25 protein-coding genes are annotated in these 23,814 nt (G+C 70.7%); 13 read left to right on the top strand and 12 right to left on the bottom strand.

Annotation, left to right across the window (positions count from 1 at the left end; translation table 11 throughout):
- Nucleotide 1: 1 nt before the first annotated feature.
- The 4 genes from RIF65_RS11640 to RIF65_RS11625 all read left to right on the top strand — a co-directional run bounded on the left by RIF65_RS11640 (nt 2) and on the right by RIF65_RS11625 (nt 4,010).
- Entirely contained in the window at nt 2–1,036 is a 1,035-nt protein-coding gene (locus RIF65_RS11640; RefSeq protein ID WP_309065757.1) for a ribose-phosphate diphosphokinase, read from the top strand.
- Nucleotides 1,037–1,075: 39 nt separating this feature from the next.
- A complete protein-coding gene (locus tag RIF65_RS11635; protein ID WP_309065758.1) occupies nt 1,076–1,507 on the top strand; it encodes an FMN-binding protein in 432 nt (143 codons plus the stop codon).
- Between the two features lie 31 nt (nt 1,508–1,538).
- Nucleotides 1,539–2,390 (top strand): FAD:protein FMN transferase, encoded by an 852-nt coding sequence (locus RIF65_RS11630; protein ID WP_309065759.1) that lies wholly within the window; start codon nt 1,539–1,541, stop codon nt 2,388–2,390.
- Nucleotides 2,391–2,501: 111 nt separating this feature from the next.
- Nucleotides 2,502–4,010 (top strand): flavodoxin reductase, encoded by a 1,509-nt coding sequence (locus RIF65_RS11625; RefSeq protein WP_309065807.1) that lies wholly within the window; start codon nt 2,502–2,504, stop codon nt 4,008–4,010.
- Here the strand turns inward: RIF65_RS11625 and RIF65_RS11620 are convergent.
- Both RIF65_RS11620 and RIF65_RS11615 read right to left on the bottom strand, forming a co-directional pair.
- Nucleotides 4,004–5,482 (bottom strand): sensor histidine kinase, encoded by a 1,479-nt coding sequence (locus RIF65_RS11620; RefSeq protein WP_309065760.1) that lies wholly within the window; start codon nt 5,480–5,482, stop codon nt 4,004–4,006. The genes RIF65_RS11625 and RIF65_RS11620 overlap by 7 nt on opposite strands.
- A gap of 43 nt (nt 5,483–5,525) precedes the next feature.
- Entirely contained in the window at nt 5,526–6,254 is a 729-nt protein-coding gene (locus RIF65_RS11615) for a response regulator transcription factor (protein ID WP_309065761.1), read from the bottom strand.
- Between the two features lie 110 nt (nt 6,255–6,364).
- On the opposite strand from RIF65_RS11615, the gene RIF65_RS11610 reads away from it, so the two are divergent.
- Nucleotides 6,365–7,600, top strand: coding sequence for an FAD-binding oxidoreductase (locus RIF65_RS11610; protein WP_309065762.1), 1,236 nt, complete (start codon nt 6,365–6,367; stop codon nt 7,598–7,600).
- Between the two features lie 76 nt (nt 7,601–7,676).
- Here RIF65_RS11610 and gndA read toward each other — a convergent pair whose 3' ends face one another.
- Both gndA and RIF65_RS11600 read right to left on the bottom strand, forming a co-directional pair.
- The gene (gene gndA / locus RIF65_RS11605; protein WP_309065763.1) at nt 7,677–9,125 is read right to left on the bottom strand and encodes an NADP-dependent phosphogluconate dehydrogenase; all 1,449 of its coding nucleotides are present in this window, start codon (nt 9,123–9,125) and stop codon (nt 7,677–7,679) included.
- 56 nt (nt 9,126–9,181) lie between these two features.
- Nucleotides 9,182–10,072: an NAD(P)-dependent oxidoreductase gene (locus tag RIF65_RS11600; protein WP_309065764.1), complete on the bottom strand. Its 891-nt coding sequence runs from the start codon at nt 10,070–10,072 to the stop codon at nt 9,182–9,184.
- Between the two features lie 100 nt (nt 10,073–10,172).
- Between RIF65_RS11600 and RIF65_RS11595 the strand changes: the two genes are divergently transcribed.
- The 6 genes from RIF65_RS11595 to RIF65_RS11570 all read left to right on the top strand — a co-directional run bounded on the left by RIF65_RS11595 (nt 10,173) and on the right by RIF65_RS11570 (nt 16,162).
- Nucleotides 10,173–11,231 (top strand): D-2-hydroxyacid dehydrogenase, encoded by a 1,059-nt coding sequence (locus RIF65_RS11595; protein ID WP_309065765.1) that lies wholly within the window; start codon nt 10,173–10,175, stop codon nt 11,229–11,231.
- A 28-nt stretch (nt 11,232–11,259) separates the two neighbouring features.
- Nucleotides 11,260–12,057: an IclR family transcriptional regulator gene (locus tag RIF65_RS11590; protein ID WP_309065766.1), complete on the top strand. Its 798-nt coding sequence runs from the start codon at nt 11,260–11,262 to the stop codon at nt 12,055–12,057.
- A 119-nt stretch (nt 12,058–12,176) separates the two neighbouring features.
- Nucleotides 12,177–13,595 carry an MFS transporter gene (locus tag RIF65_RS11585; protein WP_309065767.1) on the top strand — a complete coding sequence of 473 codons (1,419 nt, stop codon included), beginning with the start codon at nt 12,177–12,179 and terminating at the stop codon, nt 13,593–13,595.
- Nucleotides 13,592–14,377, top strand: coding sequence for an SDR family oxidoreductase (locus RIF65_RS11580; RefSeq protein WP_309065768.1), 786 nt, complete (start codon nt 13,592–13,594; stop codon nt 14,375–14,377). The genes RIF65_RS11585 and RIF65_RS11580 overlap by 4 nt, the downstream gene beginning before the upstream one ends.
- Entirely contained in the window at nt 14,377–15,108 is a 732-nt protein-coding gene (locus tag RIF65_RS11575) for a fumarylacetoacetate hydrolase family protein (RefSeq protein ID WP_309065808.1), read from the top strand. The genes RIF65_RS11580 and RIF65_RS11575 overlap by 1 nt, the downstream gene beginning before the upstream one ends.
- A gap of 16 nt (nt 15,109–15,124) precedes the next feature.
- Nucleotides 15,125–16,162, top strand: a complete 1,038-nt coding sequence (locus RIF65_RS11570) for an alcohol dehydrogenase catalytic domain-containing protein (protein WP_309065769.1) — start codon at nt 15,125–15,127, stop codon at nt 16,160–16,162.
- 16 nt (nt 16,163–16,178) lie between these two features.
- On the opposite strand, the gene RIF65_RS11565 is transcribed toward RIF65_RS11570, so the two are convergent.
- Complete coding sequence (locus RIF65_RS11565; protein WP_309065770.1) at nt 16,179–16,304, bottom strand: hypothetical protein; 126 nt, start codon at nt 16,302–16,304, stop codon at nt 16,179–16,181.
- Nucleotides 16,305–16,495: 191 nt separating this feature from the next.
- Here RIF65_RS11565 and RIF65_RS11560 point away from each other — a divergent pair, with 191 nt between their 5' ends.
- Complete coding sequence (locus tag RIF65_RS11560) at nt 16,496–17,104, top strand: 50S ribosomal protein L25/general stress protein Ctc (protein ID WP_309065771.1); 609 nt, start codon at nt 16,496–16,498, stop codon at nt 17,102–17,104.
- 86 nt (nt 17,105–17,190) lie between these two features.
- Nucleotides 17,191–17,772: an aminoacyl-tRNA hydrolase gene (gene pth / locus RIF65_RS11555; protein WP_309065772.1), complete on the top strand. Its 582-nt coding sequence runs from the start codon at nt 17,191–17,193 to the stop codon at nt 17,770–17,772.
- A 9-nt stretch (nt 17,773–17,781) separates the two neighbouring features.
- Here the strand turns inward: pth and RIF65_RS11550 are convergent, their stop codons facing one another.
- The 7 genes from RIF65_RS11550 to sdhC all read right to left on the bottom strand — a co-directional run bounded on the left by RIF65_RS11550 (nt 17,782) and on the right by sdhC (nt 23,810).
- Nucleotides 17,782–18,333: a hypothetical protein gene (locus RIF65_RS11550; RefSeq protein ID WP_309065773.1), complete on the bottom strand. Its 552-nt coding sequence runs from the start codon at nt 18,331–18,333 to the stop codon at nt 17,782–17,784.
- Nucleotides 18,334–18,353: 20 nt separating this feature from the next.
- The gene (trpS, locus tag RIF65_RS11545; protein WP_309065774.1) at nt 18,354–19,361 is read right to left on the bottom strand and encodes a tryptophan--tRNA ligase; all 1,008 of its coding nucleotides are present in this window, start codon (nt 19,359–19,361) and stop codon (nt 18,354–18,356) included.
- A gap of 26 nt (nt 19,362–19,387) precedes the next feature.
- A complete protein-coding gene (locus RIF65_RS11540) occupies nt 19,388–20,230 on the bottom strand; it encodes an exodeoxyribonuclease III (protein ID WP_309065775.1) in 843 nt (280 codons plus the stop codon).
- A 96-nt stretch (nt 20,231–20,326) separates the two neighbouring features.
- Nucleotides 20,327–21,097 (bottom strand): succinate dehydrogenase iron-sulfur subunit, encoded by a 771-nt coding sequence (locus RIF65_RS11535; RefSeq protein WP_309065776.1) that lies wholly within the window; start codon nt 21,095–21,097, stop codon nt 20,327–20,329.
- A gap of 2 nt (nt 21,098–21,099) precedes the next feature.
- Nucleotides 21,100–22,905, bottom strand: a complete 1,806-nt coding sequence (sdhA, locus tag RIF65_RS11530) for a succinate dehydrogenase flavoprotein subunit (RefSeq protein WP_309065777.1) — start codon at nt 22,903–22,905, stop codon at nt 21,100–21,102.
- A gap of 39 nt (nt 22,906–22,944) precedes the next feature.
- Complete coding sequence (locus RIF65_RS11525) at nt 22,945–23,376, bottom strand: succinate dehydrogenase hydrophobic membrane anchor subunit (RefSeq protein ID WP_309065778.1); 432 nt, start codon at nt 23,374–23,376, stop codon at nt 22,945–22,947.
- The gene (gene sdhC, locus RIF65_RS11520) at nt 23,376–23,810 is read right to left on the bottom strand and encodes a succinate dehydrogenase, cytochrome b556 subunit (RefSeq protein WP_309065779.1); all 435 of its coding nucleotides are present in this window, start codon (nt 23,808–23,810) and stop codon (nt 23,376–23,378) included. The genes RIF65_RS11525 and sdhC overlap by 1 nt, the downstream gene beginning before the upstream one ends.
- Nucleotides 23,811–23,814: the final 4 nt, after the last annotated feature.

Genomic DNA, 23,814 nt, shown 5'->3' with positions numbered 1-23,814 from the left:
GATGGGGCGCAAGAAGAAGACCACCGAACTGGATCGGGACAACGGCATCGCGCCGGGGCTGATCGCGAAGACCAAGAAGCGGCTCGTCGTCGCCGGGGGACGCTCGCACCCCGAGCTCACCGCCGCCGTGGCGGCCGCGCTCGGCACCGAGATCGCCCCCGTCGAGCACCGCACCTTCGCGTCCGGTGAGATCTACGCCCGCTTCGAGGTGTCGATCCGCGGTTGCGACCTGTTCATCATCCAGTCGTTCGGCGAGCCGGTGAACCAGTGGCTCATGGAGACGCTGATCATGCTGGATGCCGCCAAGCGGGCATCCGCCAAGCGGATCACCGTGGTCGCCCCCTACTACCCCTACTCCCGCCAGGACAAGAAGGGCCGCGGTCGCGAGCCGATCAGCGCCCGCCTCGTCGCCGACCTTTTGAAGACCGCGGGTGCCGACCGCGTGATGAGCGTCGACCTGCACGCCGCGCAGATCCAGGGCTTCTTCGACGGCCCGGTCGACCACCTGTTCGCCAAGCCCGTGCTGCTCGACCACTTCGAGAAGTCGCTGTCCGCCGAGGACCGCGAGACCCTCACGATCGTCTCGCCCGACATGGGGCGGGTGCGCGTGGCCGACACCTGGTCGGACAGCCTCGGCGCTCCTCTGGCGATCATCCACAAGCGCCGCGACCCGAAGGTCGCCAACCAGGTGTCGGTGCACGAGATCGTCGGGACGGTCGAGGGCCGCACCTGCCTGCTCGTCGACGACATGATCGACACCGGCGGCACGATCGTGAAGGCCGCGCAGGCGCTCAAGGCGAACGGCGCGCGTCGCGTCATCGTCGCCGCGACCCACGCGATCTTCAGCGACCCGGCATCCGAGCGGCTGCAGGACGAGGCCATCGACGAGGTGGTCGTCACCGACACCATCCCGCTCACCGAGTCGCGACGCTGGGAGACGCTCACGATCCTGCCGATCGCGCCGCTGCTGGCGACCGCGATCCGTCAGGTGTTCGAGGACGGCTCGGTCACCAGCATGTTCGGTGGGGACGCCTGATCCCGGCCGGTTCATAGCCGCGTGGCCGAAGCTGGACGCATGAACCCGCAACGCGTCGCCCGCACTGGCACCGCGCTCGCCGGCATCGCCGGGGCGCTCCTCCTCGTCGGCTGCTCCGGGGCAGCCGACGCCGAACCGCCCGCTGACACCGGCAATGGTTCGTCGGGCGGCGGATCGTACAAGGACGGCACCTACACCGCGGACGGGTCCTACCAGACGCCGGAGACCATCGAGAAGATCTCGGTCACGGTCACACTGGAGGACTCGGTCGTCACCGATGTCGAGGTGACCGGCGACCCGCAGGCGCCCGAGACCGAGAACTTCCAGGGGCAGTTCATCGACGGCATCGCGGACGAGGTCGTCGGCAAGAACATCGACGAACTCGACGTGCACCGGGTGGCCGGCTCGTCGCTCACCAGCGGCGGGTTCAACCAGGCGCTCGAGAAGATCAAGGAGCAGGCCGCCGAGTGAGCGGGGCGAGCCGCAGCGGCCGGAGCGGCTGATGCACCGCTGGAGTTTCGAGGCGATCGGCACGCCGTGGCACATCGACACCGCGGCGGAGCCGTCGGCCGCGCTGCGGGCGACGATCACCGACACGATCCGCCGGTTCGACGAGGACTGGTCGAGGTTCCGTGACGACTCCCTGGTGTCGCGGCTCGGCCGTGCCGGGGGCGGCGTTCCCGCCCCCGCCGACACCACCGCGATGCTCGACGCCTACCGTGCGCTCTCGGCGGCCACCGACGGCGCGGTGAACCCGCTGGTGGGCGGCGCCCTGGAGGCGCTCGGCTACGACTCCGCGCTCACGCTCCGCCCCGGCGAACCGCGACCCGCACCGCCGGACTGGACGCGGATGCTGCGCTGGACGGCATCCGAGCTCACGCTCGACGGCACCGCGGTGATCGACGTCGGCGCTCTCGGCAAGGGCCGGCTGGTCGACGTCGTGACGGGCCTGCTCGCCGGCCTCGGCGGTCTGGTCGTCGTCGACGGCAGCGGCGATCTGCGCGTGCGCGGCGGCGCCCAACGGGTCGCCCTGGAGCATCCGTACGATCCGCGGCGCGCCATCGGCGTCGTCGAGGTCGCCGACGCCGCGCTCTGCGCGTCTGCGGTCAACCGCCGGGCGTGGGGCGACGGCCTGCACCACGTGCTCGACGCGCGCACCGGCCTCCCGGTGCGGCGATGGGCTGCGACCTGGGCGGTCGCCGAGGAGGCGATGCAGGCGGATGCCGTCGCCACCGCCCTGTTCTTCGACGGCGGAGCCGACCTGGCGGCGCAGTGGGGGGTGCACTGGGTGCGGATGACCACCGACGGGCGCGTGCAGCGGTCACGCGGGTGGGAGGGGGAGCTGTTCACGTGAATGCATCTCCGGGACGCGCCGGGCGGCGGGGAAGTAGGGGAGAGTAGAGGGGTGAACACGTTCCTCACGGCGCTGCGGCAGCGAGTGCTGGCCGTTCTGGGCGCCATCTCGATGTACCGGCTCGTGCTGATCGACCTCATCGCGCTCGCCGTGATCGCCGTGCTGCTGTCGTTCGCCGGGCTCGTCGCGCCGACGGCCCTCGAGATCGTGGTGTCCTTCGCTGTGCTCGCGGCGGTGATCTCGGCCGCGGATGCCACCGCACAGCGCATGCTGCATCTGCCGTGGCGCATCGAGTCGTCGCTGGTCACCGCGCTCATCCTGCTGTTCGTGCTGCAGCCGTCCGTCCGCCCCGACGGCATCCTCGGGCTCGCGGTGGCGGGCCTGCTCGCGGCCGTGTCGAAGTACCTGATCGCCTGGCGCGGCCGGCACGTGCTCAACCCGGCCGCGTTCGGAGCCGCCGTCGTCACCATCGCCGGGGGCCTCGGCGCCGACGCCCTCGGCACGTTCTCGTCGTGGTGGGTGGGCACACCGGCGATGGCCCTGCCGGTGGCCGTGCTCGGTCTGGCCGTGCTGTGGCGCACCGAGAAGGTGCGCATCGTGCTGGTGTTCCTGGTCATCGCCGTCGGCGTCGCCCTGGTGCGTCAGGCCGTCCAGGCGCAGGGAGCCGGACTGCCGTTCGCCGCCGCCGACGCGCTGGGCTTCGCGCTCACGCAGTCGCCGTTCCTGTTCCTCGGCGCGTTCATGCTGTCCGAGCCGCTGACGATGCCGCCGCGGCGCTGGCAGCAGTTCAGCGTGGCCGCCCTGGTCGGCGTCCTCGCCGGCTGGCCCATTCCGGTCGCCGGGCTGTTCACCCTCGGCCAGGAGCGGGCGCTGCTGATCGGCAACCTCCTCGCGTTCTCGTTCGCCCTGCGGGGGTCGGTGCGTCTCGTCCTCGAGCAGCGCCGGTTCGTCACTCCCACCGCTCAGGAACTCACGTTCCGCACTCGCAGCCGGCTGCGCTTCGTGGCCGGTCAGTACCTGGAACTGGACGTGCCGCACCGGCATCCCGACGTCCGCGGCACCCGCCGTGAGTTCAGCATCGTCTCCGCCCCCGCCGATCTTCCCACCCTCCGCATCGCGTACAAGGAGGGCGACCGCAAGCACCCCTCCAGCTACAAGCGGGCGCTCGCGTCGGCGCAGCCCGGCGCGGTGCTCGCGGTCACCGGAACGTGGGGCGACTTCGTGCTGCCCCGCGGCGACGCGCCGATCCTGATGGTCGCCGCCGGGATCGGCGTCACCCCGTTCGTGTCGCAGCTCCGCCAGCTTCGGGCGACCGGTGTGCAGCGTGATGTGGTGCTGGTCTACGTCGCATCAGAGGCGGCCGAGCTCGCCTTCCGCGACGAGCTCGAGAAGACCGGCGCCCGCACGGTGGTGTTCACCAGGGACGAGCCGAAGGACCTGCCCGGGCACTGGACATGGGCGCAGGGCGCGCGCCTGGACGCCGCCGTCCTGGAGCGGGTGGTGCCCGACCTGGCCGCGCGGCACGCCTTCATCTCCGGCCCGCCCCGGCTCATCGCGGATCTCGCGCCCGCACTCCAGAAGGCGCGCAGCCTCACCACCGACGCGTTCGCAGGCTACTGACCGGACTCCGGCTTCGGCTTCGTCGATGCGGGGTCGGATGCCGGTCCCGCGGGCAGCCACACGGTGAACGTCGTGTCGCCCGGCGCGCTCTCCACCGAGATGCGCCCGCCGTGGCCCTCCACGATGGCCTTCGCGATGGCGAGGCCGAGGCCGGTGCCGCCGGTCTGCCGAGCCCGGGAGACGTCGCCGCGTGCGAAGCGGGCGAACAGTTCGTCGCGCACCTGCGGATCGATGCCGGGCCCGTCGTCGTGCACGCGCAGCACCGCACCGCCGTCCACGGCCGCGACACCGAGCGTGATCCTGGTGCCGGGCGGGGTGTGCGTCCTGGCGTTCGCCAGCAGGTTCGCGAGCACCTGGTGCAGGCGGCCGGTGTCGCCGACCACCACCACCGGCTCCTCCGGCGCCTCGAGCTCCCAGACATGCCCGGGGGCGATGGGCTGCACGTCGGCGAGCGCCTCGACCGCCAGTTGGCTGAGGTCGACGGTGCCGTGCACCAGCTCACGCCCCTCGTCCAGACGCGCGAGCAGCAGCAGGTCCTCCACCAGTCGGGTCATCCGCAGCGACTGGGCCTGGATGCGCTCCAGCGCCGCCGTGGTGTTCGCGACGGTCTCCGGCCCCTGGCCCTGACCCAGGGCGCGCAACGACAGCTCGGAATACCCCCGGATGGACGCCAGCGGGGTGCGCAGCTCGTGACTGGCGTCCGCGACGAACCGGCGCATCCGCTCCTCGTTCTGCTGCCGCGCAGCCAGCGACGTGTCGACGTGATCGAGCAGCGTGTTCAGCGCGGCGCCCACCCGCCCGACCTCGGTGCGCGGATCGGCCTCGTGGTCAGGCACGCGTTCGGTGATGCTCACCTCGCCGCGGTCCAGCGGCTGCCCGGCGACCCGTGTCGCGGTCGCCGCCACGGCCCGAAGCGGTCGCAGTCCGACGCTGATCGTGAGCGCGGTCGTCAGCGCCAGCAGGATCAGTCCGCCCAGAGTGGCCAGTGCGATGACGGTGAACAGCGACGTCATGGTGTGCTGCACATCCGCCCGCGACAGACCGGTGATCACCGTGGTGCCGTCGTCGGCGCGCCGCACCGTGACCCGGAACGAGCCGAACTCGCTGAGCGTGATCGTCGCGTCCGCGCTGTCGCGCAGGGCCATGCTGAGCTCGAGCAGGTCGCTGCCGCTGAGTTCGGTGCGGTCCTGCGGGGAGACCACGACGCCGGATGCCGGCATGTTCGGCGGCTGCACGGCCAGCAGCAGGCTGCTGCCCTGCACCCGCTGGTCGTCCACCACGTCGGCGGCGGTGAAGTCCTGCCCCACGATCGCGGAGTCGCGCGCCTGATAGCTCACCAGCCGGGTGGTCTGCACGGCCGCACCGTTCACCTGCTCCTGGAGTCGCTCCTCGAGCGTTCTGCCGAGCGTGGCGCTGGTGATGACGGCGACGATCACCAGGATCAGGGAGACGAACCCGATGACGGCGGCCATGAGCCGCGCCTGGAGGCTCAACGGACGCGCGAGCATGATGGGCCTACTGGGGGGCCTTGATCATGTACCCGACGCCGCGCACCGTGTGCAGCAGCGGGGTGCGGCCCGCGTCGATCTTCTTGCGCAAGTACGAGATGTACAGCTCGACGACCGACGACTTGCCACCGAAGTCGTAACTCCACACCCGGTCGAGGATCTGCGCCTTCGACAGCACGCGGCGCTCGTTGCGCATCAGATAGCGCAGCAGTTCGAACTCGGTGGCGGTGAGCTCGATCTCGTCGTCGCCGCGCATCACCTCGTGGCTGTCCTCGTTGAGCGACAGGTCCGCCACCCGCAGGATCGCCTGTTCGTCGTCGGCGCGCGCGTGCCCCGCTCGCCGGATCACCGCCCGCAGGCGCGCGATGACCTCCTCGAGGCTGAACGGCTTCGTGACGTAGTCGTCGCCGCCGGCGGTGAGACCCGCGATGCGGTCGGCGACGGCGTCCTTCGCGGTCAGGAACACCACCGGCACCAGGTTCCCCGCCTCGCGCAGGCGGCGCAGCACGCTCATGCCGTCGAGGTCGGGCATCATCACGTCGAGCACGAGCGCGTCAGGCTCGAACTCGCGGGCCACCTGCAGCGCCTCGAGGCCGGATGCCGCGGTTCGCACCTCCCAGCCCTCCATGCGCAGTGCCATGGCGAGCAGGTCCGTGAGCATGGGCTCGTCGTCGACGGCGAGGATGCGCAGAGGGGACCCGTCGGGACGGCGCAGATCGGGATGCTCGATGCTCATGCTCCCAGTGTGCCCGGGGGGATGGGGACGGACCTAAGAGGCGGCTATGACATCTCTGTGAATCACGCTGCGGTGCCGCGATGTCGGTGGGCGTGACTAGGGTGTCGCGCATGGATGCCATGCAGACGACGCGGCCACGAGCCGCTGCAGACGTCGCCGCCCTGGTGCGGCAGGCACAGGCGGGCGCGCAGCCCGTCACCGTGATCGCAGGCGGTCACGGACCGTGGTCGCACGCTCCCGCCGAGGGCGTGCGGATCGACCTCACCGCGCTCGACACCGTCGAGGTGGACGGCACACGCGTCCGCATCGGCGGTGGCGCCACCTGGGGCGCCGTGGCCGATGCACTCACCCCGCACGGGCTTGCGATCAGTTCGGGCGACACCCGCAGCGTCGGTGTGGGAGGTCTGGTGCTGGGCGGCGGCATCGGCTGGATGGTGCGCGCCTGGGGACTCGCGGCCGACCAGCTGGTCGGTGCGCAGGTGGTCACCGCGTCGGGTGAGATCGTCGAGGCGTCGCACGACGAGAACGCCGACCTGTTCTGGGCGCTGCGCGGGGGAGGCGGGAACTTCGGCGTCGTCACACGGTTCGACTTCCGCGCGCACGAACTGCTCGGCATCGCGTTCGGCGAGTTCACGCTCGACGCCGACGCGGACCCCGCCCGAGTGCTGAGGGCGCTGCGGGACGTGCTCCACGACGCCCCGCGCGAACTCACCGTGACCTATATGGATGTTCCCGCGATGGATCCCAGCGCGCCGGCCGGCGCGCGGCTGTCGGCCGTTTGGGCCGGTGGCGACGCCGACGCGCTGCGGAGGGTGCTGGCGCCGGTGACGGCTCTGCCCGGCGTGGTGGGCGAGGTGACCACCCCGGCGTACCGTGACATCCTGATGGAGATGCCCGAACCGCCCGATCCGGATGCCGCCCCGCCGGGCTTCCTCGGCGGCAACGGCCTGTTCCGCGAGCTGAGCGACGAGCTCATCGACCGGCTGGTCGCGTTCCGCGCCGCGTACCCCTCCGCCGTCGTCTTCCTGCGCTCGCTGGGCGGCGCGTTCGGCGAGGTCGCCCAGGAGGACACCCCGTTCCCCGCGCGCGACGCCACGTGGTTCGTGATGGCGGGCGGGTTCGACGTGCCGGGGATGCTCGACGACGAGCTGCGGGCGGCGATCCTCGCCGACGCCGACGCGATCTCCGCCGGTCGCGTCGCCGAGTACGGCAACTTCGCTCCGACCGAGCGGCCGGATGCCGTGCCGGGGATGTTCACGGAGACGGCGTACCGACGACTGCAGGAGCTGAAGCGCGTCTGGGATCCGCAGAACCTCTTCCGGCGCAACCACAACATCGTGGTCTGAGCCCGGACGCCCCGGAGGCCCGGATGCGCGATGGCATCCGGGCCTCCGGTCGGCGCCGCCGAAGCGGACGCGGCGATCAGTGCGTGTCGACGGCCTCGATCTCGCTGCGGTCGCCCGACCACAGCGTGTGGAAGGTGCCCGGCTTGTCGATGCGACGGTAGGTGTGCGCGCCGAAGAAGTCGCGCTGGCCCTGCACCAGCGCGGCGGGGAGCCGGTCGGCGCGGATGCCGTCGTAGTACGACAGCGACGACGAGAACGCGGGAGCCGGGATGCCGGCCTGCGCGGCCGCCACGACGACGCGACGCCACGCCGCCTGCGCGCCGGTGAGGGCGTCGGCGAAGTACGGCGCCGCCATCAGGACCGGAAGGTCCGGGGTCTCCGCGTAGGCGTCGGAGATCCGGTTCAGGAACTGGGCGCGGATGATGCATCCGGCACGCCAGATCTTCGCGATCGCGCCCAGGTCGATGCGCCAGTCGTACTCGGCGGCGCCGGCGCGGATCTCGTCGAAGCCCTGCGAGTAGGCGACGATCTTGGACGCATACAGCGCCTGGCGGACGTCCTCGATGAACGCATCGTGGTCGGCCACCTCGAAGGCGGTGTCGGGGCCGGGGAGGGCCGCGGCGACCTCGCGCTGTTCGGGGTGCGAGGACAGCGACCGGGCGAAGGTGGCCTCGGCGATGCCGGACACCGGCACCCCCAGCGACAGTGCGGTCTGCACCGTCCAGGCTCCGGTGCCCTTGGCGCCGGCCTGGTCGAGGATGACGTCCACGAGCGGCTTGCCGGTCTCGGCATCCACCTGGCGCAGCACCTCGGCGGTGATCTCGATGAGGTACGACTCGAGCTCGCCGGTGTTCCACTCGGCGAAGATGTCGGCGATCTCGGCCGGGCTCTTGCCGGTACCGCGGCGGATGAGGTCGTACGCCTCGGCGATGAGCTGCATGTCGGCGTACTCGATGCCGTTGTGCACCATCTTGACGAAGTGACCCGCACCGTCGTGGCCGACGTGCGTCACGCAAGGCTCGCCCTCGGCGACCGCGGCGATGGACTTCAGGATCGGGCCGAGGGTGACCCAGGACTCGTCGGACCCGCCGGGCATGATCGACGGACCGAGCAGCGCGCCCTCCTCGCCGCCGGAGATCCCGGCGCCGACGAAGTTGATGCCCGTCTGGCGGACCGCTTTCTCGCGGCGGATGGTGTCGGGGAAGTAGGCGTTCCCGCCGTCGACGATGATGTCGCCCGGCTCGAACACGCGGACGAGCTCGTCGATGACGGCATCCGTCCCCGCGCCGGCCTTCACCATGATGATCGCGGTGCGCGGCTTCTGAAGGCTGGCGGCGAACTCCTCGTAGCTGGAAGCCGGGATGAAACCGGCCTCGGGGTGCTCGTCGAGCAGCGTCTGCGTCTTCTCGTAGCTGCGGTTGAAGATCGCGACCGTGTTGCCCTCGCGGCTGGCGAGGTTGCGGGCCAGATTCGACCCCATGACGGCGAGTCCGACGACTCCGATGTTGGCTGTTGCTTCGGGCACAGAGGGCTCCTCGGTCGTGAAGAAGGGGTGGATTCAGCGTATCGCTGCGGGGTGGGTCATCCGGTGTGTGTGTCGCGGGTCGCCACGAAGCGCCGCGTCACGGCGATGTCGCGATCGCCGAGACCGGCGGCGACGAGCTCCTCGAAGGCGGCCCGCAGGGTCGGCAGCAGGACCGTGTCCGTCCCGGTGGCAGCCGCGATGTCGGCCGCGAAGCGCAGATCCTTCACCATGTAGCGCGCGGCTCCGGACGGGGAGTCGTCGCCGCTCACCAGCTTCGGCATGCGGCTGTCGAGCAGGCGCGATCCGGCGTAGCCGCCGGCGAGCAGGCTCCACATCGCATCGAGGTCGAGGCCGGAGCGCTCGGCGAGCACGGTCGCCTCGCCGAGGGCCAGGATGGTCGCTGAGACCACGAGCTGGTTGCACGCCTTCGCGACCTGCCCCGCACCGAGCGGACCGAGCAGCACCGGCGTGCCACAGGGGGCGAGCACGTCCGCGGCGGCCGCGGCGTCCTCCGGGGTGCCGCCGAGCATTATCGACAGGGTGCCGGCGTCCGCGCCGTCCTCGCCGCCGGAGACCGGGCAGTCGACGACGCGCACGCGACCCTGGGTGGCGGACCACACGCGCTGGGCGAGGGCTCGCACCGCGGGTGCCGACGAGGTGGATCCGACCAGGATCAGCAGGTCACCGGCTCCGGCGAGAACACCGTCCGGGCCCTGGAGCACCTCCTCGAGCTGCGGCAGATCGGGCAGCATGGTGAGGAGCACGTCGGCCTCGGCGGCGAGGTCGCGGGGGGTGGCCGCCCATCGCGCACCCGCCTGGATGAGTTCCGGTTGGGGGCGCCGGGCGTGGATCACCACGTCGCGGCCGGATCCCAGAAGGCGCCGCGTCATCGGGCGCCCCATGGCGCCCAGGCCGATGACGCCCACCGTGGCGGTCGAGGTGCTCATGCGATCACCGTAGCAGAGGTTCAATAGACAGAACAGTGTCCAATAGATTGGATTTCCGATACAGTGGGGGACGATGACTTTTCCCAAGGAGGGGATCCGCATGACCGGGACCGAGAACAGGCTGCGTGTCGTCGCGGCCGTGCCGCTGGCGGAGGAGTTCTGCCGACTGATCGAGGAGCTCGAGCCGCGGGTGGAGGTCGTCCGCGACCACAGCCTCGTCCGGCCGATGCGCGGACCCGCCGACTGGTCGGGTGACCCGGATCACGTGCGCACTCCCGACCAGCAGGCCGCGTTCGACGCGATGGTGGACTCCGCCGATGCGCTGTTCGGCATCCCCGACGTCGAGCCGGCGGCATTGGCGCGGACGGTCGCGGCCAACCCGCGGCTGCGCTGGGTGATGACCACGGCGGCGGGCGGGGGAAGCCAGGTGAAGGCCGCCGGTCTCTCGCGCGCCGATCTGGACCGCATCGTCTTCACGACCAGCGCGGGCGTGCACGGGGGGCCGCTCGCTGAGTTCGCCGTGTTCGGCGTGCTCGCCGGTGCGAAGAACCTGCCGCGCCTGCAGACCGACCAGAGCACGCGCACCTGGCCCGACCGCTGGGAGATGCGACAGGTGGACGAGATGACCGTGCTGGTCGTCGGCCTCGGCGGGATCGGCGCGGAGTGCGCGCGCCGTTTCCATGCACTCGGCGCCCGGGTGTGGGGGACGACCAGGTCGGGGCGGCCGGTCGACGGCGTCGACCGGCTCGTCCCGCTCGATCAGCTCGTCGACGCGGTGGGACAGGCGGATGCCGTGGTCGTCACCCTGCCCGGTACGGAGCAGACCCGCCATCTCGTCGGCGCCGACGTGCTGGCGGCCGTGAAGCCGGGAGTGATCCTCGCCAGTGTGGGGCGCGGCACGGTGATCGACGAGAGCGCTCTGCTCGCCGCCCTCGACGACGGCCGCATCGCGTTCGCCGCGCTCGACGTGTTCGAGAACGAGCCACTCGACTCGGCCTCCCCGCTGTGGTCGCACCCGGCCGTGCTCGTCAGCCCGCACACGGCCGCCCTCAGCTCGAAGGAGGAGGAGCGGATCGCCCGCCGGTTCGCGGAGAACGCGGCGCGCCTGCTCGACGGCGAGCCGTTGCGGGCAGTGGTCGATACGGTCGAGTTCTACTGAGACCCGACCGATGCCCAGGAGGCGAAGCGTGACCGGTGAAGACGAGTCCACACAGGGACGCGATCCAGCGCCCGCCGTCACGCGCAGCATCCGCTTGCTCGGGTTGCTGGCAGAGGCGGGCGGCCCCCGGACGCTGACGGAGCTGGCGGGGGAGCTGGGCCTCGCCAAGTCGTCGACCGCGAACCTGTGCCTCGCGCTCGAAGCGGGCGGCATGGTGGAGCGCACCGCGCAGGGTTATCGGCTGGGCCTGCGCACCGCCGAGCTGGGCGGCGCCTTCGCCGCGCAGTTCAACCAGGTCCGCGAGTTCTACAGCGTCTGCGAGGCGTCGCCGGTGCTCAGTTCGGAGCTGGTCCAGGTGGCCATGCTCGACGGCACCGACGCGCTGTACCTCGCTCGACATGAGGGGTCGCGCTCGGTGCGGTTGGGCACGCCCCTCGGCTCCCGCCTGCCGGCGCCCCTGTCGGCCACCGGTCGTGCGCTGCTTTCGGCGATGAGTGACGAGGAGGTCACCGCCCTGCTGGGAGCGGATGCCGTCTTCCCGGCGCTCACCGAGCGCAGCACCACCACCCTGGCCGGCCTGCTGGACGTGCTCGCGGCCGCCCGGCGCCGGGGGTGGGCGCTGGACATGGAGGAGTCGCTGCGCGGCATCGTCGGCATCGCCGTGCCGCTGGAGGGATGGTCGCCGTCCGACCCGTCGCTGGCGCTCGGCGTGGCGATCCGCGCCGCCGAGGCGGACTTCGAGCGCATCGAGCGCGTCGGCACCGCGCTGCACGAGGCAGCGGCCGCGCTCACCAATCCGTTCAGCGCCGCCGCCCGTCGCCGCTGACCCCACAGCGGTGCTCGCCCGGAGCTGAGCGCGCTCCGCGTCTGTCCAAAGTATTGAACAACGTCCAACGGGCTGTTATAGTCGATGCAACGCCCCGACGGGGAAGCCGATCGAAGGAGATGGCAGTGACCGATACCCGCACCCCCGCGCCCGTACCGACCAACGACCCGGACTACGCGGCCAACCTGCGTCGCGCGACGCTCGCCTCGAGCATCGGCAGCGCGCTGGAGTACTTCGACTTCGCCCTTTACGGGCTGTCGACCGCTCTGATCTTCAACGTTCTGTTCTTCCCGCAGGACGACCCGGCCATGGCCACGGTCGCCGCGTTCGCGACGTTCGGCGTCGGCTTCCTCGCCCGTCCCTTCGGCGGGCTGTTCTTCGGAGTCCTCGGCGACAAGCTCGGCCGCAAGTGGGTCCTGGTCGCCACGATCCTGCTGATGGGCGGTGCCTCCACGGCGATCGGGCTGCTGCCGACCTACGAAGCGGTCGGCATCCTGGCGCCGATCCTGCTCGTGCTGATGCGGCTGCTGCAGGGCTTCGGCGCCGGTGCCGAGCAGGCGGGCGCCACGGTGCTGATGGCCGAGTACGCCCCGGTCAGGCGCCGCGGGTTCTTCGCGGCGCTGCCGTTCATCGGCATCCAGGCCGGCACGCTGCTCGCCGCACTGGTGTTCAGCATGATCGCGCTGCTGCCGGAGGACCAGCTGCTCTCGTGGGGCTGGCGCGTGCCCTTCCTCGCCTCGTTCGCGCTGATCCTGCTGGCGCTGTTCATCCGGATGCGCCTGCGCGAGACGCCCACGTTCATCGAGCTCGAGAAGCACGAGCAGATCGCCGACCGCCCGATCCGCGAGATCTTCAGCCACGGCCTGCCCGGGGTGATCGTCGGCATCGGCCTCCGCATGGCCGAGAACGGCGGCTCGTACATGTTCCAGACCCTCGGACTGGCGTTCGTGATGACCGTGATCGGCGAGACCGCCGACAAGAGCCTGCTCACCTGGGGTGTCACGATCGGCTCGCTGATCGGCGTCTTCTCGGTGCCGTTCGCCGGCCACCTGTCCGACCGCTTCGGCCGCCGCACCGTCTATCGCGCCGGCTCGGTGTTCATGCTGCTGTTCACGTTCCCGGCGTGGTGGATCCTGTCGATGGGTGACTACGCCCTCTCCATCGGCGTCGTCGCCATCGGCATCGGCGTCGCCGTCGCCACCATGCTCGGCCCGCAGTGCGCGATGCTCCCCGAACTGTTCGGCAACCGTCACCGCTACCTCGGCGTCGCCATGGCCCGCGAGCTCTCCGCGGTCCTCGCGGGAGGCCTGGCCGGTGTGCTCGGCTCCTACCTGATGGCCGTCAGCGGCGGCAACTGGGTGCTGCTCGCGATCTACATGGCGGTGCTCGCCCTGATCACCACGGCGTCCACGTTCCTCGCCCCCGAGACGCTGCGTCGTGACCTCACCCGCGTGGACGACGCCATCAAGGTGTCCCGCGACGAGGCCGGTGAGGACGTGTTCGCCACCACCGTGTCGATCAAGGCCGTGGCGCGATGACGGGCCTCCCCGCCGGACTCGCCGCCTTCGACCTCACGGGGCGCACCGCGCTGGTGACCGGGTCGAGTCAGGGCATCGGCCGGACCCTCGCCGAGGGTCTGGCCGATGCCGGCGCACGGGTGGTCGTGCACGGCAGGGATGCCGCGAAAGCGGCATCCGCGGCGGCCGCGATCGAGGCGGCGACCGGCGTCGAGACCCGCAGTGTCGTGTTCGACGTCACCGAGACGGACGCCGTCGACGCCGGCATGACCGCGGTGGAACGGCTGATCGGCACCCCCGACATCCTGGTGAACAACGCCGGGGTGCAGCGCCGGGCGCCGATCGCCCAGTTCGCGGATGCCGACTGGGACGCGCTCGTGCAGACCAACCTCTCCAGCGTCTTCCACCTCTCCCGCCGGGTGGCCGCGGGCATGATCGCCCGCGGCTCCGGGAAGATCATCCAGATCGGCAGCGTGCAGTCCCAGCTCGCCCGCCCCTCGATCGCCGCCTACGCGGCCACGAAGGGAGCGATCGTGATGTTCACGAAGGGGCTGTGCGCGGATCTCGCGCCGCTGGGCATCCAGGCCAACGCCATCGCGCCCGGCTATTTCGCCACCGAGCTCACCAAGGCGCTGGTCGAGGACGAGCAGTTCTCGGCGTGGGTGCGCGGGCGCACCCCGGCCGGTCGCTGGGGCGACACCCGCGACCTGGTCGGCGCGCTGATCTTCCTGGCGAGCCCCGCCAGCGACTTCGTGAATGGGCAGACCCTGTTCGTGGACGGCGGCATGACGGCGGTGGTGTGATGCGTATCGCCCGGGTCGCCGCCGCCGACGGCATCCGCTTCGCGCGGCTGGACGGCGCGGTCGCCGTGCCGATCACCGACCCGTTCACGGCATTCGCCGAGGGGAGATGCGCGGTGGACGACGGCGACCCCCTCCAGGGCGCGCTGCTCGCGCCCGTGCAGCCCACCGTGGTGGTGGGCATCGCTCAGAACGGCCCCGGTCATCGCTCGCCGGTGCAGGCGTGGCTGAAGAGCCCGCGCACGGTCGTCCCAGGCGGGGTGGAGGTCGTGCTGCGGCGGGATGCCGGCGTCGCCGTCGCCGAGGGCGAGATCTGCGTCGTCATCGGCCGGCACACCCGTGGCCTCACCGCCGACAACGCGCACGAGTACGTGCTGGGCGTGACCGCGGTGAACGACCTGTCCAGCCCGGAGCGCGGGGAGTGGGATCCGCGGAACTTCGAGTCGAAGTCGGGCGACGGCTACACCCCGCTGGGACCGTGGATCGACACGGCCGCGGGCATCGACGACGTGGCGCTCGCAGTAGAGGTCGACGGCGTGGCGGTGGCCGAGACCGGCAGCGGCGATCTGCCGGTGTCGATCAGGGAGTGCCTCGCGTACGTGGCGCGCTGGTCGCCGCTCGGCCCCGGTGACATCATCATGACCGGGGCGCCGCACTCGCAGGCGCCGGTGCGCCCCGGACAGACCATCACCGTGCGGGTCGCGGGAATGGAACTGGTCACGCCGCTGGCGTGAGGAACGGGAGCATCGCATGGAGAACCTCGCCGTCGTGGCGCACGCAGCCGGAGACCTGCATGTCGAGGACATCGGGGCGCCCATCCCGGCATCCGACGAGGCCGTCGTCGCGATCGCGTACGGCGGCATCTGCGGATCCGACCTGCACTACTGGCGTCACGGCGCCGCCGGAGCGTCCATCCTTCGCGAGCCGATGGTGCTCGGGCACGAGGTCTCGGGTGTCGTGGCGATCGCCGCCGCCGACGGCTCCGGGCCCGTCGCCGGCACCCCGGTGGCCGTGCATCCCCTCACAGCGCGCGGCGACGGACACACGCCGTGGCCAGAGGACCGCCCCAACCTGGCGCCGGCGTCCACCTACCTCGGCTCAGCCATGCACCTGCCGCACACGCAGGGCGCGTTCGCCGAGAGGGTCGCGCTGCCGACCCGGATGCTGCGTCCGTTGCCCTCCGGTCTGGATCTGCGCACCGCCGCCCTCGCCGAGCCGGCCGCGGTCGCCTGGCACGGCCTGCAGCGCGCGGGGGTGCTGGCGGGGCGGAGCGTCGCGGTCATCGGCGCCGGCCCGATCGGCCTGCTCGCCGCGGCCGTCGCGCAGCGCGCCGGCGCGGCATCCGTCACCGTCACCGACCTGCACGTGCGGCCCCGGACCGTCGCCGAGGCGCGCGGCATGCGGGCCCTCGACGCCCGCGACGCGGAGGCGATCGCGCAGCTGCACGCCGACGTGGTCGTGGAGTCCAGTGGAACCGTGCCCGGCCTCGCCGCCGCCGTCTCGGCGGCCGCGCGGGGCGGCACGGTGGTGCTGCTCGGCCTGCAGAGCGCGGGGGAGGTGGCCTCGCCGTTGGCGGCCGTCATCACCAGAGAGCTGACCCTGCACGGCTCGTTCCGGTTCGCCGGCGAGCTCGACGAGGTGATCGCCGCCCTCGCCGACGGCAGCCTGGATGTCACCGGCGTCGCCAGCCACGTGGAACCCGCGCGCGACGCCGTCGACGCGTTCGAACTGGCCGCCGACCCGGCCAGATCCGGGAAGGTGCTGCTCGACTTCGGGCTCGAGGCCTGAACCCCGGCGCGGGCCGTCAGTCCTTGCGGTAGCCCGAGCGTCCCATCGCGAACATCGCGGCGAACGCCGACACGATGCCGCAGGCGCTGATCGCGCCGATCACCAGGAGGATGACGTGGGAGAGGAAGGCACCGTCGAACATGGCCATCAGCCTAGCGGCCTTTCAGGTACGATGGAGAGGTTCCTCGGCGAGGGATGACGCGCGTGCGCGGACATCCGTGATCGACGCGGCGATGTGAGCCCGGTGGCTTCGCCTCTTCGTGTCCGCGTCCGAGACGCCGATCCACGACCACCGCGCGGCCCGTCGCCGTGCGTCCAGAAGGAGAACCTCACATGTCCGACGACAACAAGGTCAGCGCCGAGCTGCGCACCGAGTTCGGCAAGGGCTTCGCCCGTCGCCTCCGCGCCGCCGGCAAGATCCCGGCCGTCATCTACGGCCACGGCACCGAGCCGGTGCACGTCGCCCTGCCCGGTCACCAGACCGCGCTGATCATCCGCCGCGCCAACGCGCTGCTCGACCTCGACATCGAGGGCCGCAGCGAGCTCGCCCTGGTCAAGGACGTGCAGAAGGACCCGGTGCATCAGGTGATCGAGCACATCGACCTGCTCGTCGTGAAGAAGGGCGAGAAGGTCGCCATCGACCTGCCCGTCGTCGTCGTGGGCGAGTCGGCCCCCGGCACGATCGTCAACCTCGACGCCACGACCATCGCGGTCGAGGCCGAGGCCACCCACATCCCCGAGCACGTCGAGGTGGATGTCGAGGGCCTCGAGGACGGTACGCACATCACCGCCGCCGACGTGAAGCTCCCCAAGGGCGTCTCGCTCGTCGCCGACCCGGAGACGCTCGTCGTCGCCGTCTCGGTCCCGGCCGCCCCGGTCGAGGACGAGGCTCCGGCCGACGAGACCGCCGAGGCTCCGGCCGAGGAGACCGCCGCGGAGTGATCCGCTGAGAGCTGTTGACGAGGGGGCGCGAGTCGACCGCGTCCCCTCGTCGCATCCGGGCGGCAGGTGAGGACGGGAGAGCGGACGTGGCATCGACCTGGCTGATCGTGGGACTCGGGAACCCGGGACCGCGGTACGAGGCGACCAGGCACAACATCGGTCAGATGGTGGTCGACGAACTCGCCAGGCGGCGCGGGGAGCGGTTCCGCGAGCACAAGGCCGGCGCGAGGGTCGTCGAGACCTGGCTCGCGCCGGGCCGCGACAAGCTCGTGCTGGTGAAGCCGAACACGTTCATGAACGTCTCCGGGACGCCCGTCGCCGCGCTCGCGCGGTTCTACTCGGTGCCCGCGGAGCGGATCGTCGTCGTGCACGACGAACTCGACATCCCGTTCGACAGCATCCGGCTCAAGACCGGTGGCGGCCATGGCGGTCACAACGGTGTCAGGGATGTCGCCCGCGCGCTGGCCACCCCCGACTTCCCCCGGGTGCGCGCGGGGATCGGGCGTCCGCCCGGCCGGCAGGACCCGGCGGACTGGGTGCTCTCGCCGTTCGGCGCCGCCGAGCGCGACACCCTCCCGATCTTCGTCTCCGACGCCGCGGATGCCGTCGAGCAGCTCGTCGGCGAGGGGCTCACGGCCGCGCAGCAGAAGCACCACTCCCGCGGCTGAGCGCCCCGGTCAGAGACCGACCGTGCTGATCCCGCCGGCCGCGAGCATCACGAACAGAGCGCCGAAGAAGAACACCGGGCCGAGCACCGCCAGGACGATCGCGGCGATGCCCTGCCCGCGACCGCGGCGCTTCACGGTCGCGACGATGCCGAGCACGAACGCCGCGATCCCGAGCACCGTCCCGCTCCAGAAGGCGATCTCGGCCCACAGGATCTGCGTCCGAGCCGGTGAGAAGATCGACAGATCCTCCACGCCCGTCGCGGTGGAGAAGTCGGCCGCCGGCACCAGCGTGCCGATCTGATATCCGAGGATGCCGCCGATGAGCGGCACCACCACTGCGGCCAGCAGCCCGGTGAGCAGGGCGATCACCCCCGTCACCGGCGACGCCGGGGGAGCGGCGGGCGGTACGGTGTAACCGCCGACCGGAACCTGGTATCCACCCATCGGCACGGCGTACGCGCCCGGCGGCGCCTGCGGCACGGACGGGACCGCACCCGCCGGGCACGGCGGAACGGGTGCCGAGCCGTACGGCGCGGGCGGAGGCTGCGTCGGATCGGTCACGGTCTCATCCTAGGAGGGGCTCAGACGCGGCGGAGCAGCCCGACGCGGTCGTACACGTCGTTCAGCGTGGCGTCGGCGACGGCATCCGCCTTCGCGGCGTTCACGGCGAGGATGCGGTCGAGCTCTGCGGGGTCGTCCAGCAGTTCGAGCACGCGCTCCCGCACAGGGCCGAACTCGTTCACGACCACCTCGGCGAGCCCCTTCTTGAAGTCGCCGTAGCCGCGGCCGGCGTACTCGTCCTCGATCGAGCCGACCTGCCGGCCGGTGAGCGCGGCGTAGATCGTGAGCAGGTTGGACACGCCGGGCTTCGTCTCGCGGTCGTAGCGGACCGAGCCCTCGGTGTCGGTCACCGCGCGCATGATCTTCTTGGCGGTCTTCGACGGCTCGTCCAGCAGCCACAGCACGCCGGCATCGCTCTCCGCCGACTTCGACATCTTCGACGTCGGATTCTGCAGGTCGTAGATGCGCGCCGTGTCCTGCTGGATCACGGGCGTGGGCACCGTGAAGGTCTCACCGAATCGGGAGTTGAACCGCTCGGCGAGGTCGCGGGTGAGTTCCACATGCTGCTTCTGATCGTCGCCCACCGGTACCACGTGCGCCTGGTAGAGCAGGATGTCGGCGGCCATCAGCACCGGGTACGTGAACAGGCCCACCGAGGTCGCCTCCGCGCCGTAGCGCGACGACTTGTCCTTGAACTGGGTCATCCGGCCGGCCTCCCCGAAGCCGGTGATCGTGCTGAGGATCCACGCCAGCTCGGCGTGCGCGCGCACGTGCGACTGGACGTAGAGGGTCGACTTCGACGGCTCGATCCCGGCGGCGATGTACTGCGCCGCGGTGCGCCGCGTCTTCTCACGCAGCTCTTCCGGGTTCTGCGGCACGGTGAGCGCGTGCAGGTCGACAACGGAGAAGAACGCGTCGTACGCCGTCTGCAGGTCCCGCCACTGCAGGAGCGCCCCGATGTAGTTGCCGGCCTGGAGGGAGTCGGCGGAGGGCTGCATTCCGGAGTAGAGGCGAGGTCGCGAAGTCACCCGTCAATCCTATGGGGGCGCCGGGATCAGTACGTGTAGTCGACGATCACGGGCGCGTGGTCGCTCCACCGCTCGGCGTAGGTCGCGGCCCGCGCGATCGAGTAGCCGGTGGCACGCTCCGCGAGCGCCGACGTCGCCAGATGGTAGTCGATCCGCCAGCCGCTGTCGTTGTCGAACGCTTTGCCGCGCATGGACCACCAGGTGTATGGGCCGTCGATCTCGCCGTGGTGACGACGGCCGATGTCGACCCAGCCGAGCCCGGTGCCCACCGTGCCGTCGACGCACTCCACCTGCGCCCCGGCCGGACCGAGCAGGCGGTCGAAGTAGGCGCGCTCGCGGGGCAGGAAGCCCGCCTTCGTGCGGTTGCCCCGCCAGTTCTTGATGTCCAGCTCACGGTGGCCGACGTTCAGATCACCGGTGACGAGCGCCAGCGCGCCCTCGGTGGCGCTCCACTCGCCCATGCGCGCGGTCATCGCGTCCAGGAAGCGCCACTTCTCCTCCTGGCGGGGAGTGTCGGCCTCGCCGGTGTGCACGTAGGCGCTGACGATCGTCAGCGGGAGGTCGCCGAGCATGAAGTCCGCCTCGATCCAGCGGCCCTTCGAGTCGAACTCGTGGTGCCCGAAGTCGGTGCGGCTGGCCAGCGCGGGAACACGGCTGACGATCGCCACCCCGGCGCGGCCCTTCGCGGTGGCCTCGTCGTGCACGACCGACCACCCCGGGAACGCCGCGGCGAGATGCTCGTCCTGACCGCGGACCTCCTGGACCGTGAGGACGTCGACATCGGCGGCGTCCAACCAGGCGTTCATGCCGTTGCGGACGGCGGCTCTGATGCCGTTGACATTGACGGAGGCGACACGCAGATGGGGCATGATTCCAGCCTATTCGGTGCCTCCGACACCGGATGCCGGAACGACGAAGGCGTCCTGCTCGACGAGCAGGACGCCTTCGTGAAGCCGTGAGCGGGGTCAGCGGCCACCCTTGAGCACGGCCTGCTTGACCTCGGCGATCGCCTTGGTGACCTCGATGCCGCGCGGGCACGCCTCGGTGCAGTTGAAGGTGGTGCGGCAGCGCCAGACGCCCTCCTTGTCGTTGAGGATGTCGAGGCGGACATCCGCGGCGTCGTCGCGCGAGTCGAAGATGAAGCGGTGCGCGTTCACGATCGCGGCCGGACCGAAGTACTGGCCGTCGGTCCAGAACACCGGGCAGGACGACGTGCACGCGGCGCACAGGATGCACTTGGTGGTGTCGTCGAAGATCGCGCGGTCGGCGATGGACTGCGTGCGCTCCTTGCCCTTCTCCGGCTGGGTGCTGGCGATCAGGAACGGCTGCACCTCGCGGTAGGACGCGAAGAACGGCTCCATGTCGACGATCAGATCCTTCTCCAGCGGAAGACCCTTGATCGCCTCGACGTAGATCGGCTTCGAGATGTCGAGGTCCTTGATCAGCGTCTTGCAAGCGAGGCGGTTTCGGCCGTTGATGCGCATGGCATCCGACCCGCAGATGCCGTGCGCGCAGGAGCGCCGGAAGCTCAGCGACCCGTCGACCTCCCACTTGATCTTGTGCAGGGCGTCGAGGACGCGGTCGGTCGAGTACAGCTCGACGTCGTAGTCCACCCAGCGGGGCTCGGCGTCCACCTCCGGATCGAACCGTCGGATGATGAACGTGACGAGGAAGGACTGCACCGCCGGGTCGCTGCTCACGGCTTCGGCGGGGGCCTCTGCGACGGCGTTCGACATGCTCAGTACTTCCTCTCCATCGGCTGGTAGTTCGTGATGACGACGGGCTTCCAGTCCAGCTTGATGTGATCGCTCGGCGTCGACGAGTGGGGATCGCCCACCAGGTACGCCATCGTGTGCTTCATGTACTTCTCGTCGTCGCGCTTGGGGAAGTCGTCGCGCATGTGGCCGCCACGGCTCTCCTCGCGGTTCTGCGCAGCGTAGACGACGACCTCGGCGATGTCGAGAAGGAAGCCGAGCTCGACGGCCTCCAGCAGGTCGGTGTTGTACCGGCGGCCCTTGTCGTCGACGTGCACGTGGCGGTACCGCTCGCGCAGCTCGGCGATCACGCCGAGCACGTGCTCGAGCGAGTCGTGCGTGCGGAACACCTGGGCGCCGCGGTCCATCTCGTCCTGCAGCGTCTTGCGCAGCACCGCGATGCGCTCGGTGCCCTGGTTGTTGCGCAGGCCCTCCAGCATGCCGCGGACCTCTGCCGCCGGGTCCTCCGGCAGTGGCACGAAGTCGGCGGTCTTGACGTACTCGACGGCGTTGCGGCCGGCGCGCTTGCCGAACACGTTGATGTCGAGCAGCGAGTTGGTGCCCAGGCGGTTGGCGCCGTGCACCGACACGCAGGCGCACTCGCCGGCGGCGTACAGGCCGGGCACCACCGTGGTGTTGTCGGCGAGCACCTCGGCGTTGTTGTTGGTGGGGATGCCGCCCATGGCGTAGTGCGCGGTCGGCATCACCGGCACCGGCTCGACGACGGGGTCGACACCCAGATACGTGCGGGCGAACTCGGTGATGTCAGGCAGCTTCGTCTCGAGCACCTCGGCGCCCAGGTGCGTGCAATCCAGCAGCACGTAGTCCTTGTGCGGTCCGGCGCCGCGGCCCTCTGCGACCTCCTGCACCATGCAGCGCGCGACGATGTCACGCGGAGCGAGGTCCTTGATGGTGGGGGCGTAGCGCTCCATGAACCGCTCGCCGGAGGCGTTGCGCAGGATCGCGCCCTCACCGCGGGCACCCTCGGTGAGAAGGATGCCGAGACCGGCGAGGCCGGTCGGGTGGAACTGGAAGAACTCCAGGTCCTCGAGGGGGAGGCCCTTGCGCCAGACGATGCCGACGCCGTCACCGGTGAGGGTGTGCGCGTTCGACGTCGTCTTGAAGATCTTGCCGAACCCGCCGGTGGCGAAGATGACCGCCTTGGAGTGGAACACGTGCAGGTCGCCCGTGGCCAGCTCGTACGCGACGACGCCGGCGACCTGGGTGGCGCCGGCGGCGTCCTTCACCGTGATCAGGTCGAGAACGTAGAACTCGTTGAAGAAGTTGATGCCGAGCTTGACGCAGTTCTGGAACAGCGTCTGCAGGATCATGTGGCCGGTGCGGTCGGCGGCGTAACAGGCTCGGCGCACCGGGGTCTTGCCGTGCTCGGCGGTGTGACCCCCGAAGCGCCGCTGGTCGATCTTGCCCTCGGGGGTGCGGTTGAACGGCAGGCCCATGTTCTCGAGGTCGATGACGGCGTCGATCGCCTCCTTGGCCAGGATCTCGGCCGCGTCCTGGTCGACGAGGTAGTCGCCGCCCTTCACCGTGTCGAAGGTGTGCCACTCCCAGGAGTCCTCCTCGACGTTCGCGAGGGCCGCCGCCATGCCGCCCTGCGCGGCACCGGTGTGCGAACGCGTCGGGTACAGCTTGGTGATGACCGCGGTGCGTGCCCCCGGACCCGCCTCGATGGCGGCCCTCATGCCCGCGCCCCCCGCGCCCACGATCACGACGTCGAACTGGTGGTAGTGCACACCGTCGCGGACGACGGATTCCTGGCTCTGGGTTGTCACTCTTTCCGCTCTCTTCTCAATCCTCGTGGCCGCGGCGGATCACGCCGCGCAGACCTTCGCCAGCTCGCCGGACGGCTCGCCCAAGCAGGGGTCGAAGGTGAAGACGACCAGCGTGCCCAGCACGATCAGTAGCGCTGCGGCCAGGCCGAGCGCGCCGACCAGCGCCTTGCGCGCCTTCTCGTGGGTCACGTAGTCGTTCACGATCGTGCGCATGCCGTTCGCACCGTGGATCAGGGCCAGCCACAGCATCAGAACGTCCCACCACTGCCAGAACGGGTTGGCGAACTTGCCCGCGATGAACGCGAAGTCCAGCGCGTGGATGCCCTCGCCCAGCATCAGGTTGACGAACAGGTGGCCGAAGATGAGGACCACGAGCAGCACGCCGGAGCCGCGCATGAACAGCCAGCCCCACTTCTCGAGGTTGAATCCGCGCGGGCGACGCGCGACAGGTGCGGCGGTCTGAGCCGACATCAGTGCCCCCCTCCGAGACCGGCGAACGCGAGCGTGAGGTGACGCGGTACGAAGCCGGCCATGATCACGGCCCACACGCCGATGACGATCCAGAACAGCTGGCGCTGGTATTTGGCGCCCTTCGACCAGAAGTCCACGACGATGATGCGCAGGCCGTTCATCGCGTGGAACGCGATGCCCGCGACGAGGACCACCTCACCGAGCGCCATCACCGGGTTCTTGTACGTGCCGATGACCGCGTTGTACGCCTCGGGGGAGACGCGGATCAGGGCCGTGTCCAGCACATGCACCAAGAGGAAGAAGAAGATGGCGACCCCGGTGATGCGATGAAACACCCACGACCACATGCCTTCGCGGCCCCGGTAGAGGGTTCCGCGCGGCGTCTTCGAGGTCGTCTCCGAAATCGACGGTGTCAAGCGGGTGCTCGTGGACACGTCG

It is taken from the genome of Microbacterium sp. (genome assembly GCF_031180975.1).
Classification (GTDB): Bacteria; Actinomycetota; Actinomycetes; order Actinomycetales; family Microbacteriaceae; genus Microbacterium.
Note: the sequence above shows the minus strand (reverse complement) of the source record. Positions and strands in the feature narration are given on the sequence as shown.